Annotated in this window: 11 protein-coding genes and 3 pseudogenes; 7 read left to right on the top strand and 7 right to left on the bottom strand. The window is 70.3% G+C overall.

The window, feature by feature from the left end; all coding sequences use genetic code 11:
* The first annotated feature begins 41 nt into the window (after window positions 1-41).
* The 3 genes and pseudogenes from A3G1_RS0109015 to A3G1_RS42305 all read left to right on the top strand — a co-directional run.
* Complete coding sequence (locus A3G1_RS0109015) at window positions 42-746, top strand: class I SAM-dependent methyltransferase (RefSeq protein ID WP_018349151.1); 705 nt, start codon at window positions 42-44, stop codon at window positions 744-746.
* A 34-nt stretch (window positions 747-780) separates the two neighbouring features.
* Window positions 781-1,695, top strand: a pseudogene (locus A3G1_RS42310) (S1 family peptidase); the annotation flags it as partial.
* A 24-nt stretch (window positions 1,696-1,719) separates the two neighbouring features.
* Window positions 1,720-2,094 (top strand): annotated as a pseudogene (locus tag A3G1_RS42305) (proprotein convertase P-domain-containing protein); the annotation flags it as partial.
* Window positions 2,095-2,275: 181 nt separating this feature from the next.
* Here A3G1_RS42305 and A3G1_RS0109005 read toward each other — a convergent pair.
* From A3G1_RS0109005 to A3G1_RS33965, 3 genes are read right to left on the bottom strand one after another with little or no spacing between them, the layout of a single operon-like run.
* On the bottom strand, window positions 2,276-3,763 hold the full coding sequence (locus tag A3G1_RS0109005; RefSeq protein WP_018349149.1) for an acyl-CoA mutase large subunit family protein: 1,488 nt from the start codon (window positions 3,761-3,763) through the stop codon (window positions 2,276-2,278).
* Complete coding sequence (locus A3G1_RS0109000; RefSeq protein WP_018349148.1) at window positions 3,753-5,189, bottom strand: class I adenylate-forming enzyme family protein; 1,437 nt, start codon at window positions 5,187-5,189, stop codon at window positions 3,753-3,755. The genes A3G1_RS0109005 and A3G1_RS0109000 overlap by 11 nt, the downstream gene beginning before the upstream one ends.
* Before the next feature lies 1 nt (window position 5,190).
* Window positions 5,191-7,200, bottom strand: a complete 2,010-nt coding sequence (locus tag A3G1_RS33965; RefSeq protein WP_211216262.1) for an acetate--CoA ligase family protein — start codon at window positions 7,198-7,200, stop codon at window positions 5,191-5,193.
* 210 nt (window positions 7,201-7,410) lie between these two features.
* Here A3G1_RS33965 and A3G1_RS41700 point away from each other — a divergent pair.
* Window positions 7,411-7,590, top strand: a pseudogene (locus tag A3G1_RS41700) (helix-turn-helix domain-containing protein); the annotation flags it as partial.
* Between the two features lie 47 nt (window positions 7,591-7,637).
* On the opposite strand, the gene A3G1_RS0108985 reads toward A3G1_RS41700, so the two are convergent.
* On the bottom strand, window positions 7,638-8,186 hold the full coding sequence (locus A3G1_RS0108985; protein ID WP_018349146.1) for a YciI family protein: 549 nt from the start codon (window positions 8,184-8,186) through the stop codon (window positions 7,638-7,640).
* Between the two features lie 10 nt (window positions 8,187-8,196).
* Window positions 8,197-8,856, bottom strand: coding sequence for an alpha/beta fold hydrolase (locus tag A3G1_RS0108980; protein ID WP_018349145.1), 660 nt, complete (start codon window positions 8,854-8,856; stop codon window positions 8,197-8,199).
* A gap of 54 nt (window positions 8,857-8,910) precedes the next feature.
* On the opposite strand from A3G1_RS0108980, the gene A3G1_RS0108975 reads away from it, so the two are divergent.
* From A3G1_RS0108975 to A3G1_RS0108965, 3 genes are all read left to right on the top strand, one after another.
* The gene (locus A3G1_RS0108975; RefSeq protein WP_018349144.1) at window positions 8,911-9,705 is read left to right on the top strand and encodes an enoyl-CoA hydratase-related protein; all 795 of its coding nucleotides are present in this window, start codon (window positions 8,911-8,913) and stop codon (window positions 9,703-9,705) included.
* Between the two features lie 25 nt (window positions 9,706-9,730).
* Window positions 9,731-10,219, top strand: a complete 489-nt coding sequence (locus tag A3G1_RS33955; protein ID WP_018349143.1) for a bacterial proteasome activator family protein — start codon at window positions 9,731-9,733, stop codon at window positions 10,217-10,219.
* 94 nt (window positions 10,220-10,313) lie between these two features.
* Window positions 10,314-11,108, top strand: a complete 795-nt coding sequence (locus A3G1_RS0108965; protein WP_018349142.1) for an HAD family hydrolase — start codon at window positions 10,314-10,316, stop codon at window positions 11,106-11,108.
* Here the strand turns inward: A3G1_RS0108965 and A3G1_RS0108960 are convergent.
* Window positions 11,105-11,920, bottom strand: a complete 816-nt coding sequence (locus A3G1_RS0108960) for an HAD family hydrolase (protein ID WP_018349141.1) — start codon at window positions 11,918-11,920, stop codon at window positions 11,105-11,107. The genes A3G1_RS0108965 and A3G1_RS0108960 overlap by 4 nt on opposite strands.
* Window positions 11,917-13,161, bottom strand: coding sequence for a serine--tRNA ligase (gene serS, locus A3G1_RS0108955; RefSeq protein WP_026211951.1), 1,245 nt, complete (start codon window positions 13,159-13,161; stop codon window positions 11,917-11,919). Before serS ends, A3G1_RS0108960 begins: the two co-directional genes overlap by 4 nt.
* Between the last annotated feature and the right edge of the window lie 129 nt (window positions 13,162-13,290).

The following is a 13,290-nucleotide window of genomic DNA, read 5'->3' as shown; positions in this document are numbered from 1 at the left end:
GGACGCTTGACACCGTGGGAAAAGTTGCCAAACTTCTGCGGGTGACGGCTGTGACGGGAGACACAGGCCTCCAGTCGGAGGTACTGGAGGACCTGAGCGACGCCCGCAACTATCGCCGCTGGCTGGCGGGCCTGGCACTGCCCCACCTGGGCGAGCACCCACTGGAGATCGGCTCGGGACTGGGCGACTACGCGGCGGAGTGGATCGAGCATCTTCCACGCCTGACGGTGTCGGAGGCTGACCGCGCTCGATACGAGCACCTGAGCACCCGGTACGCGGGCCATCCGGTGGTGAGTGCCCGTTTCCTCCAGCTTCCGGGGGAGGGGCCGGGGCCGGTGCACAGCTCGGTCGTCTCGCTGAACGTCCTTGAGCACATCCCCGACGACGTGGCCGCGCTGCGGAACATGGCCTCCTTCGTCCAGCCCGGAGGGAAGATCGTCGCCCTGGTGCCGGCCTTCCCGTCCGCGATGAGCCGCTTCGACCGGATGATCGGGCACCAGCGCCGGTACACGAGGAGGACGATGCTGGCCGCGATGACCGGCGCGGGCCTCACCCCGGAGATCGTCAGGTATGTGAACCCGCTGGGGCTGCTGACCTGGTACCTGAGCGCGAAGGCCCTCCGGATGATCCCGCGCAACGGGCCGGCCCTGCGGCTGTACGACCGGGGGATCGTGCCGGTGGCGAGGATGCTCGACCGGGTGCGCTCGCCGTTCGGGCAGTCGGTGTTCGCGGTCGCCAGCGTCTGAGCCCGCGTTTCCATCCCAGTCCTAAGTCCACCTTTTGCCACACATAAATACGGGTAAAGACTGTCTTAACTGGACCTGTTATAGGGTCTGCGCAAGGGTTTTCCCTGTCGTAACCGCGCCATTCGGGTGGTTACGGTCGCGGTCCCGCTGCCTCAACGGTGAGGCGCGGATCGCGAAGGGACCCCTCACGTTGCGAAAGCTACGAACACTGCTGGCCGCCGTCACGGTCGCCGCTGGAGCCGTCCTCGGCGTCGGGCTGCTCGGCACGGCGGGTAACGCCATCCCGGCCCCGGACTCCAACCACGCCAACATCGTCGGTGGCGGGTCTGCGACCACCACTTACTCCTTCATGGGCTCGATCCAGGTCGGCGGCGGGCACTACTGCGGCGCCTCCCTGCTGTCCTCCCAGTGGGCAGTGACCGCCGCGCACTGCACGTACAGCCAGTCCGGCCCGCTCAGCCCCAGCCAGGTGAGCGTCCGGTTCGGATCGAACAGCCGCTCCTCCGGCGGCCAGCTGTCCGGCGTCTCCCAGATCATCCGGCACCCGAGCTACCAGACCCAGTACGACATCGCGCTGCTGAAGCTGTCCAGCTCGATCTCGGGAGCCCCGATCACGATCGCCTCGGCCTCCCCGGCGGCGAACACCAACGTCCGGCTGCTGGGCTGGGGCCAGACCTGCCCGCAGCGCGGCTGTGACCAGGGACCCGACGGGCTCAAGCAGCTCGACACCCGGATCATCTCCGACAGCAGCTGCCAGGGCATGAACACCGGCAACGAGCTGTGCGTCTACGGCACGACGACGAACACCGCCTGCTACGGCGACTCCGGCGGCCCCGCCCTGGTCTCCTCCGGCTCCGGCTGGGCGCTCGTCGGCGCCACGAGCCGCAGCGGCGACAACAACACCACCTGCGGTACCGGCAACGCCATCTACACCGACGTGACGGCCTTCGCCTCGTGGATCAGCCAGAACACGGGCGGCACCACCACCCCGCCGTCGGGTACGTGCTCCGGCAACAACGGGCAGGCCGTGTCGATCCCGGACGCGGGCGCCGCCGTCACCAGCTCGATCACGATCTCCGGCTGCTCGCGCGCCGCGTCGTCCACCTCGAAGGTGACAGTGGACATCACGCACTCCTACCGTGGTGACCTCGTGGTCGACCTGGTCGCCCCGGACGGCAGCACGTACCGGCTCAAGGCGTCGAACAGCAACGACAGCGCCGCCGACGTGAAGACCACCTACACCGCGAACCTGTCGGGCGAGGCCGGCAACGGCACCTGGAAGCTCCGCGTCCAGGACGTGGCCTCCTACGACACGGGCCGCATCAACTCCTGGTCCCTCGTGCTGTAACCCTGGGGTGGGGTGGGCTGGCCGCTTCAGCAGGTTCCCTTCGCGCCCCGGCCCCAGGGGGCCTCCGCGCGAAGCGAACCGCGGCCAGCCCACCCAACCCGTGCCCAGGCGCCGTTACCCGTGCGACGCCTGCCGGCGCTTCACGGTCAGACCAGTTGTGGAGGCGTCAGCCCGGCTGTGGTCAGAAGATTCCTGTCGCCTGCCAGTTGCCGTAGACCTTGCGGAGTTCCGTGACGATCTCGCCGATCGTGGCGTACGCGCGGACGGCGGCCGTGCACGCTGGGATGACGTTGTCGCCGGCAACGGCTGCTGCCCGGACGTCGGCCAGTACGGCGTCGATCGGGCCGCGCTTGGCCTTCAGCGCGCGCACGGAGGTGACCTGTGCGGCCTCGACCGAAGGGTCCACTGTGAACACATCGAGGGAGCCGGTCGCTGACGGGTACAGGTTGACGCCGACAACGGGTTTGGTGCCGGACTCGACGGCCTGGGCCTGGCGGTAGGCGGCCTCGGACAGCTCGCCGACCAGGTACCCGGACTCGATGCACGCCAGCGCCCCGCCCCGCTCGGCGACCGCTGCCATGACGTCGCGGATCTCGCGTTCCATCGCGTCCGTCCGGGCCTCGATGTACGGTGCCCCGCCCAGCGGGTCGACCACGTCGCCGAGGCCGGTCTCGAAGGCCACGATCTGCTGGGTACGCAGTGCGAGCGTCGCCGCGGCCTCGGTCGGCACGCCGAGCGCCTCGTCATAGGCCGACACGTGCATGGTCTGGATGCCGCCGAGCGCCGCCGCGATCATCTCGGCCGTGGCCCGGACGACGTTGTTGAGCGGCTGCTGGGCTGTCAGGGAACTGCCGGCCGTGAAGGCGAAGATGCGGAGCTGTTCGCTGCGCGGATCCTTGGTGCCGTAGCGTTCCCTGACCAGGGTGGCCCAGACGCGGCGGGCGGCGCGGAGCTTGGCGATCTCGCCCAGCACGTCCATGTTGACGGACAGGAACGTGAACAGGGTCGGGGCGACGGCGTCGACGGACAGTCCACGGCGGACGCACTCGTCGAGGTACGCGATGGCGTTGGCGAAGGTGTAGCCGATCTCCTGCGCGGCGTCGGAGCCGGCCTCACGGATGTGGTAGCCGGACATCGCCAGCGGTACCCAGCGGGGCGTGTGCCGGACGCAGTGCTCGATCGTGTCGACGGCGAGCTTGAGCGAGGGGCCGGGCGGGAAGATCTGGGTACCCCGGGCGATGAACTCCTTGAGCACGTCGTTCTGGATGAACAGCCCGAACTCGTCCGGATGGACGCCACGGTTCTCCGCGAGGGCTGTGAACAGCGCTGTCCACAGGTACCCGATGGAATTGGCGGTTGTCCTGACCTGGCTGATCTTCTCCAGGGGGATGCCGGACATCAGGATCTCGATGTCGGCGAGCGAATCGATCGCGACGCCCACCCTGCCGACCTCGCCGGCCGCGCGCGGATCGTCGGAGTCGATGCCGAGCTGCGTCGGCAGGTCGAGCGCGACGGAGAAGCCGGTCACGCCCTCGGCGAGCAGACGCCGGAACCGCTCGTTGGACTGGGCCGGGGTACCGAACCCGGCGTACTGCCCCATGATCCAGGGCTTCGGTTCCGCGGCGATGCCCCGGGTGTACGGGAACTCGCCGGCCTGCTCAGGCGCCATATTCGGCTCGCAGCACGTTCTTGGCGATCTTGCCGGTGGAGTTGAGCGGGAACTCGGTCCGCCGGATCACCTGCTTGGGTTTCTTGTACGACGCCATCCGCGCCCGGCAGTGCTCCTCGACGGCAGACGGCTCGGCGGTGCCCGTGTACAGGGCGACGATCCGCTGCCCCCAGTCGGCGTCCGGCACACCGATCACGGCGACCTCGGCAACCCCTGCCACCTCGGCGATCACGTTCTCGACCTCGCTCGGGTACACGTTGTACCCGCCCGTGATGATCATGTCGCCCTTGCGGTCGACCAGCCACAGCCTGCCGTCGGCGATCCGGCCGAGGTCGCCGGTGTGTAGCCAGCCGTCGCGGACGACCTTGTGGGTGTCGCCGGCCTCGCCCCAGTACCCGCCCATCACGTGCTCGCCCCGGGTCAGCACCTCGCCGATCTCGCCGTCGGGCAGTGTCCGGCCGTCGCCGTCCACGATCCGCAGTTCGCAGCCGATGGCCGGGCGGCCAGCGCTGGTCAGCAGCTCCGGTACCTGGTGGTCGGCCGCGTCGAGCACCGTCACCGGGGGGATCGCCTCGACCAGGCCGTAGTACTGGACGAGGTTCGGGGTGAGGTGCGTGAGCGCCTGCCGGATCTGCTCGGGTGGCATCGGCGCGCCGGCGTACGCGAGCATCTTCAACTCCGCCAGGCTCGCCCCGGCCGCGAGCAGCCGGGCGACCATCGTCGGCACGAGCGCGGTGTGCGTGACGCCCTTCTCCTTCACCGCCTCAATCACGCCGTCCGCGGTGAAGGACGGCAGGATCACCTGCGTCGACCCGGCCGCCAGGAACGGCAGCACGAAAAGCCCTGACGTGTGGGTGATCGGGCCGGCGTGCAGGTACACGTCGGACGGGCCGGGCGGGCCGCCCAGCACGTCGTAGGTCATGTTCATCAGGCTCGCGTACCGGTTCCGGTGGGTCCGCCGGACACCCTTCGGGCGGCCGGTCGTCCCGGACGTGTAGTTGAGGCTGACCAGGTCGTGGTGTGCCTCGACGGCCCCCGGGGTCATGATCTGCTCGTAGTCGCGGCCGATCACGATCTCGTACGGCAGGTCGAGGCCCGGGTCGTAGCGCTCGTCCCGGATGATCGCCACCGCGCCGGAGTCCTCGGCGATCCGCGCCCAGTCGTCGCGGTGCAGCCGGTAGTTGAGCGCCACGCGGACCAGCCCGGCGGTGGCGAGCGCCAGGTCCGTCTCGACGTAGGTGTTCTGGTTGGGCTGGAGGTCGAGCACCCGGTCGCCCGGCTTGAGGCCCAGGCCGAGCAGGCCGCGCGCCAGCCGGGTCACCCTGTCCCCCAGCTCGGCGAACGTCTGCCTGCCCTGCGGGCCGTCCAGGGCGATCCGATCGCCGTACCGGGCGGCAGCCCTGGCCACGAGCGTGCCAACGTCCACGTCAGACCTCTTCCCTCACACAGGCGGCGTCCAGGACCACGGCTCCGGACGGCCGGACCAGGACGGGATTCAGCTCGATCGCCCAGTCAGCGGGCCAGTTCGCCGTCCGCTCGACGAGCTGGCGGACCACGGAGACGAAAGCGGGAATGTCGCAGGCCGGCGCGCCGCGCCACCCCTTCAGCAGCTTCTCGATCTTCAGCTCGCCCAGCATGGCCTCGACATCAGCGACCGGCAGCAGCCGCACAGCCACATCACCCAGCAGCTCGGCGAGCGTCCCGCCGGCCCCGATCGTGAGCAGCCGGCCGAGAGGGCTGGGCGTGATGCCGACCAGCATTTCCACCCCGCCTTCCACCTGCTCCTCTGCCCACACCTGACCGATGGCTTTGATTTTCTTGTACGCCGTACCAGCACCCGGCCGCGTGACCCCGAGCAGGACTCCCCCGGCCTCCGTCTTGTGCACGAGGCCCGGCGCGACAGCCTTGTAGACGGCCTTCCCCTCGAACGGGAAGTCCTCCGGCCCCTCCAGGAACCGCCCATACGGAACCGGGAGCCCCAGAATCCGCTTCAGCTCCTGCTCGGACGGCGGCTCCGCAGGCACATCACCTTCCGCGGCCTTGGTCTCCGCCCCGGCTGCGTCCGGCACCGGCCGGGCCATCGCGGCGATCGCCCTCGCCGGAGTCGCAAAACAAGGAACGCCCTGGTCCTTGAGTACCCTCGCCGCCTCCGGCGCCAGGTGCTCAGCCCCGGTGCGGGCCACGACCACGGGCTTCGTGAGGGTGGAGACCGACTCGACGATGCCGTCGACGTCCTCGCCCGTCAGTACACAGAAGCAGAGCAGGATCGCATCCACGCCTGGATCCGCGTCGATGGCCTGGAGGCAGCGGGACACCAGCGTCTGGTCGCGCATGACCGTGGCCGTGACGTCGACGGGATTGGCCGCGCTGCCGAAGGCCGGGACGATCGCATCCAGCGTCGCCTGGGTCTCGGGCGTGAAGGCGGCAAGTTCGAGGCCGTGCTCCTCGATCGCGTCGGCAGCCAGAATCCCGGAACCACCGGACGTCGTGACAACCGCGATCCGGCGCCCCGTCCGCACGATCTCACCGGCATCCAACAGCGCGTCCACATCGGACACCCGCTTGATGCCAAGCTGGCGGAGAACAGCCGTCGCCACCCGGTCATCGGTCGCCAGCGCACCCGTGTGCGAAGCCGCCGCCTTCCGCCCCGCGACGGACCGGCCCGCGACCAGCAACGTCACCGGCTTGCCGTACGACGCGAGCTTCCGCAGCGCCGGCCCATCCGAAAGCGACTCGACATAACCAAGCAGTGCCGTGCACTCCGGTTCGGCTGCGAGCCCCGCCAGGACCTCCAGGGCCGTCACGTCAGCCTCGTTGCCGGTCGTCACGACCCAGCCGAGGGGCAGGCCGCGCTCTACGGCCAGGCTCGCCGCGCCGAAGCCGAGCGCGCCGCTCTGGCTGACCAGCGCGAGCCCGCCGGGCTTACCGAGCGTGGTCTGCGCCCCGCCGAACCACGGGCTGAAACTCGCGACCAGTCCGGTGTGGAGGTTCGCGGCACCGATGCAGTTCGGCCCGAGGAGCCGGGTCTTCGTGCCGGCCCTGGCCAGCAGCTCAGCCTGCAACTCCGGCTGCCCGGCCTCCGCGAAGCCCGAGGCTCCGACGATCGCCACCGGTACCTGGTGGCGCGCGCACTGCTCGACAGCAGCAGGGGCGTGCTCGGCCCCCACCATGATCAGAGCGAGGTCGACCCGGTGCGGCAGCTCGGGATAGGCGGGCAGCCCGCAGACCTCGCCCGCCTTGGGGTTGATCGGCAGGATCTGCCCGGAGTATCCGTATCGTAGGAGGTACTCGACCGGCAGCCTGCCCAGCGAGCCCGGCTTGGACGAAGCCCCGATCACGGCGACCGACCGCGCCGCCCAGAGCAGCGGCAACAGCTCGGACGGGGCCTGGCCTGCGTCAGGGGGCGTGGCCCCTGGGGCCGCGGTGGGGGCCTTCACGGGCCTGAGCATGCCACGCATTTTTCACGCCCGTCAAGAACCCGGCATACCCAGCAGTGCCGGCCGGGTCGGCGGTACGTACGGGGAAAACTGATCTCCACGTCTGCGGAAGCCGCAGACCTGATCGAGGAGCAGGCCAAGGCCCGCGAGCTCGATCCCGGCCACGACGCCCCCGAGCGCGTCGCACGGCGTGAGCAGTACGGCGGGGAGATGGCCGCGAGGGTCCGGGGTCACCAGCTCGCCGAACTCCGCAAGCAGGTCGGCCTCACCCAGACCGAGCTGGCCGCCACGGCAGGACTGTCCCAGTCGAGGATCAGCCAGATCGAGAACGGCCAGTTCGAGAGCGTCGAGACGCTACGCGCCTACGTCGTGGCCCTGGGCGGGCAGGTGGACATTGTCGCCAGGGTCGGCGAAATCAGCGTGAAGGTCGCCTGGCTTCAGCGGCGGCCGCCGAACTCCCAGTTGTGCACCTCGATCGCGTCGTACCGCTCGGCCGTCAGCACCGCACGGGCCGCCTCCGGGCCGGCCGCTCGGAGCAGGACGGCCGTGCCGAGCCACGTCGCGGCGTCGTCGGAAAGCAGCGGGCCGTAGGCGACCAGGTCACCGGACGGGTCGGCCGGCACGTCGAGATCGGCCGCCTGACCTGCCCCGAAGCCGAGCACCAGGTACCGGCTGCCGCCCTCACGGCCACCCGGGTACTCCCACATCGTCCGGCCCAGCAGGTTGCGCCAGCGGCGGATCAGCACATCGCGGTAGGCACCCGCCTGGTAGTTGGGTTCGTCGAACGCGAACGCCCGGACGGCGGCCACGTCCGGCAGGTCCACGATGTGCACGCTGCCGGTCGGCAGCTCGTCGTCGGTGAACGTCGGGCCGCGCGCGATCAGCTCCGCCTCGAACTGGTCCATGTAGGACCAGTGCGCCTCGATCAGCGCCTGGCGGAGGGCCAGCGAGCCGGGCCGGTCACGGTGGTAACAGAGGAACTCCATGCCCCCAGTGTCACAGCAGCGCACGCAGCTCCGACAACACCGACGGCCACGCCGCCGACAGCGGGTCGATCAGTCCGAAGTGCTCGGTGTCCGGAAGTTCCACGAGGCGGGAGCCGGTCCGGGCCGCGTAGGCCCTGGACAGCTCCACGGGTACCTGCTCGTCCAGGGTGCCGTGGATGAGGGTGGCGGGGCGGCTGGGCTCGGCTGCGGCGTACACGTCCGGCAGGCCGGCCGGGGAGCCGCCGAGGAAGTCGCGCACGGCCCCGCCGTCGAGGTCGAGCTCGTACGCGCGGGGCAGGTCGGTCACCGGAGCCAGCGCGAGTACCGGGACGGGGCTGAACAGCAACGCCAGGTGCCCGCCCGCCGAGTGCCCGATCACTACACGCGGCTCGTCCAGCGAGGCGAGAGCCGCCCGCACGTCGGCCGAGGACCCCTCCCAGCCCGTCCGGCGGTACTCGATCGTCGCGACCGTGAAGCCCGCCTCGGCCAGCCCGGCGGACAGCGGCCCCGCGTGCGCCCGGTCGTACTCCGGCCGCCAGAACCCGCCGTGCACGAACACGACCAGCGGGCCGGCGCCCCGGAAGTCGATCACCTGGTCGGGGTGCTCGCCGTAGCGCCGGGTCTCGTCGGCTGGCGGGGCTGGGCGTTCGAGTACGTCGCGAGGATCCACCCGCCGATGCTAACGCCGGACCCCGCGCGGCGCCCCGGGCGTTATCGTGTCTCCGTGACGACCGTTGACTACACCGATATCCGCTACACGGTCACCGACCGGGTCGCGACGATCACGATCAACCGGCCCGAGCGGATGAACTCCTTCCGTGGCCGGACGGTCGACGAGCTCATCCACGCTTTCAAGACCGCGTGGGCCAGCCGCGAGGTGGCCTGCGTGATCCTGACCGGCGCCGGTGACCGGGCCTTCTGCGCCGGCGGCGACGTCAAGGAACGGGCGGAGACCGGCGGCTACGGTGAGACCGAGTGGGGCACGTTCGAGATCGAGCGGCTGCACCGGATGATCCGCGACATCCCCAAGCCCGTCATCGCCGCCGTCAACGGGGTCGCGGTCGGCGGCGGGCACGTGCTCCATGTGTTGTGTGATCTGACGATTGCTGCCGAACACGCCCGATTCGGCCAGTCCGGTCCCCGGGTCGGGTCGTTCGACGCCGGCTTCGGCTCGGCGTACCTGGCCAGGGTGATCGGCGAGAAGCGCGCCCGCCAGCTGTGGTTCCTGCTCGAACTGATCGACGCCCCGACCGCGCTCAGCTGGGGACTGGTGAACAAGGTCGTACCGGCTGAGGACCTGCTGACCAGCGCGCAGGACTGGGGCAGGCAGATCGCCAGCTACTCCCCGACGGCCCTGCGGTTCCTGAAGCACTCCTTCAACGCCGACAGCGACCACCTCGGCGGCCTGTCGCATCTCGCCTTCGACGGCCTGGAGTTGTTCAGCCACACCAAGGAGGCAGCCGAAGGGGCACAGGCGTTCGCCGAGAAACGCCAGCCCGACTTCGACCCCTACCGCTGAGCCGTGGTGAGGCAGGATGGAGGGCATGACACAGCCCCCGGAGCAGCAGATCATTCTGGTGAGCGGCGACGACGACCATGATCCGTCCCGCCTGGTCGAGCAGCCGGCCAAGGTCATGCGGATCGGCAGCATGATCAAGCAGCTGCTGGAGGAGGTCAGGGTCGCGCCGCTCGACGAGGCGGGCCGGCGCAGGCTCCGCGAGATCCACCACCGTTCCATCGCGGAGCTGGAGGACGGCCTGGCCCCCGAGCTCCGTGACGAGCTGGAGCGGCTCTCCCTGCCGTTCAGCGAGGAGGAGGTCCCGTCAGAGGCCGAGCTGCGGATCGCGCAGGCCCAGCTGGTCGGCTGGCTGGAGGGCCTGTTCCACGGCATCCAGGCCACGCTCGTCGCGCAGCAGATGGCGGCTCGGATGCAGCTCGAGCAGATGCGCCGTGGCGGCCCGGCTGCCCTGCCGCCCGGCCCCAGCGGCGCGGGCCAGCAGTCCGGCGAGGGCCCGACCGGCCAGTACCTGTAGCGGCGTGACCAGGGCCGGGAAGTTCACTGACCGGCCCTGGAATTTCACCAGCTGGCCCATAACACAGGGTCACCACATCGGATAACGTCGGACAATGACGACCAAGCTCGTTGCGACCGATCTGGACGGCACGCTGGTCCGCACCGACGGGACGGTGAGCCCCAGGACCCACGACGTCCTCCGCCGCCTCGCGGCCACCGGCATGCCGATCGTCGGCGTCACCGGCCGGGGCCCGCGCCTGATCGACCTGTGCCGGCTGGACATTCCCAGCGCCAGTTTCCTCGCCCTCGCCCAGGGCGGGCACGTCATCGACACCGGCTCCGGGGCCTGGCTGAGCGAGATCACTGTGGACGGCACCGTCTTCGCGAAGGCCGTCGACCTGATCGAGGCCGAGGCCGGAGAGCTGCACTGCACTGTGGAGGCCGACACGGCCCCCGAGTCGCCGCTCTGGGGCGACCCCGGTCCGAGCTGGCCATACCCCGGCACGTGGAAGCCGATGGCCCGCCAGGCGGCCCTGTCCGGCCCGATCCTCAAGGTCTTCCTCCGCGCGCAGGGCCTGTCACCCGACGAGCTGCTGGCCGTGGCCCGCCGGGTCGTACCGGTGACGTTGTGCGAGGTGACAGAGGCCGGCACCGGCTTCATCGAGCTGACCCCGCCCGGCGTGACCAAGGCGGCCGGGCTGGCGGTCATCGCCTCCGCGCTCGGCGTCAAGCCCTCCGAGGTGCTGGCCTTCGGCGACGCCCCGAACGACGGGCCGCTGCTGGCCTGGGCCGGGCGGGCCGTCGCCGTCGCCAACGCGCACCCGGAGGTCATGGCCCTCGCCGACGACGTCACCCACAGCAACGACGCCGACGGCGTGGCCAGCTACCTGGAGCAGCGCTTCCTCTAGAACCAGCGTTCCAGCGCCATCGCGACCCCGTCCTCGGCCACGGTCCCCGTGACCTCGTGCGCCGCGGCCTTCACGGTCTCGGTGGCCTGGCCCATCGCCACGGAATGCCCGGCCCACGCGAACATCGGCAGGTCGTTGCTGCCGTCGCCGATCACGGCACACTCGCTCGCCGCGATCCCCAGCCGACCGGCCAGCGTGGCCAGCCCGGAGGCCTTCGAGACCCCGGGCGCTGTCACGTCGATCCAGCCGGAGTAGCCCAGCTCGATCCCGTACTCGGCCTCGCTCAGCAGCCCGGCGACCCTCGCGGCCTCCGCGCGCCGGCCAGCCATGCCCGCCAGTGAACCACCGGCGTCCCCGGCCAGCCGGCAGATCATCCGGCTCGTCGGCGTCGCGGTCATCTCCTCCAGCGTGACCTCGGTCAGGAAACCGACCGGGTACTCCTGCACGAAGGACGAGGTGTACAGGTAACCCTGCGTCTCGTACTCGACGGCGAACCCGGCGTCCGGCACGGCCTCGGCCAGCACCCGCGCGGCGTGTCCCGGGTCGAACACCGTCCGGAAGATCACCGAGGCGGTGTCGAGGTCGTAGCCGACCGCGCCGTTGGAGCAGACCAGCTCGATGCCGGCCAGCCCCAGGGCACGCGCGGTCGGCAGCGCGTTCCACACGGCCCGGCCCGTCGCGACCGTGACGACAGCGCCGCCGTCGATCGCGCGGGCGATGGCCTTGCGCACCCGCTCCGACGGCACGGCGAAGTCCTGGGCGTAGGGGACCACCGTGCCGTCGAGGTCGAGCGCTACCAGCCGCGGTGTCATGCCACCTCGAGAACTTCCTTGCCCAGGAAGGGCTGGAGGGCCTTCGGCACGCGGATCGAGCCGTCGGGCTGCTGGTGCTGCTCGAGGATCGGCACGAGCATCCGGGTGGTGGCCAGGGTGCCGTTGAGCGTGGCGACCGGCGCGGTCTTCGCCTCGGCGTCCCGGTACCGGATGTTGAGCCGGCGGGCCTGGAAGGTCGTGCAGTTCGACGTCGAGGTGACCTCGCGGTACTGCTGCTGCGAAGGCACCCACGCCTCGCAGTCGAACTTCCGGGTGGCGCTCGACCCGAGGTCACCGGCAGCGACGTCGATCACGCGGTAGGCGAGTTCGAGCTTGCCGAGCAGCTCCTCCTCCCAGGCGAGCATCCGCTGGTGCTCCTCGATCGCCTGGTCGGGGTGGCAGAACGAGAACATCTCCACCTTGTCGAACTGGTGGACCCGGATGATGCCCCGGGTGTCCTTGCCGTAGCTGCCGGCCTCGCGCCGGTAGCACGACGACCAGCCCGCGTAGCGCTTCGGCTCGGCCAGGTCGAGGATCTCGTCCTTGTGGTACGCGGCGAGGGCCACCTCGCTCGTGCCAATCAGGTAGAGGTCGTCGGCCGGCAGGTGGTAGACCTCGCTGGCGTGCGAGCCGAGGTAGCCGGTGCCCTCCATCGACTCGGGCTTGACCAGGCTGGGCGTGATCATGGCGGTGAAGCCGTACTGCACGGCCTGCGCCATGCCCAGCTGGAGCAGCGCGAGCTGCATGAGCGCGCCGACGCCGGTCAGGAAGTAGAACCGCGAGCCCGAGACCTTCGCGCCCCGTTCCATGTCGATGGCGCGGTGCAGCTCGGCCAGTTCGAGGTGGTCGCGGCCGGCCGCGGCCAGCTCGCCGATCTCCTTGAGTACCAGATAGTCGTCTTCCCCACCCGGAGGCGCGGCATCCACGACATTCGGCACAGCCAGGTGCGCGGCGCGCATGGCTTCCTCTGCGGCGGTGACGGCCGCGTCGGCCTCCTTGACCTCGGCCGAGAGGCCCTTGGTCCGGGCCAGCAGCGCGGTCTTCTCCTCGCCCTTGGCCTGTGCTACCTGCTTGCCGAGCGTCTTCTGCTCGGCCCGCAGCCCCTCGAAGTGCGCGACGGCCTTGCGGCGGGACTCGTCGGCGGCGAGCAGGGTGTCAACAGCCGTTTCCGACTCACCACGGAGTCGCTGGCTCGCGCGGACAATATCCGGGTTATCGCGCAACAGGCGCAGGTCAATCATGCTGCCCGAGTTTATCGGGCCGCTCTGCCAGCCGCACTGGGGATACCGTGCCGATATGCGGACAGCCCGCCAACGAGCACACAGACCGCCCCAGCGGTGAACGTCCAGGCACCAGGCGCATCAGGCCAG

Origin of the sequence: Longispora albida DSM 44784, from assembly GCF_000379825.1 — a bacterium.
Taxonomy (GTDB): Bacteria; Actinomycetota; Actinomycetes; order Mycobacteriales; family Micromonosporaceae; genus Longispora; species Longispora albida.
This window is presented reverse-complemented; position numbering and strand designations above follow the sequence as displayed.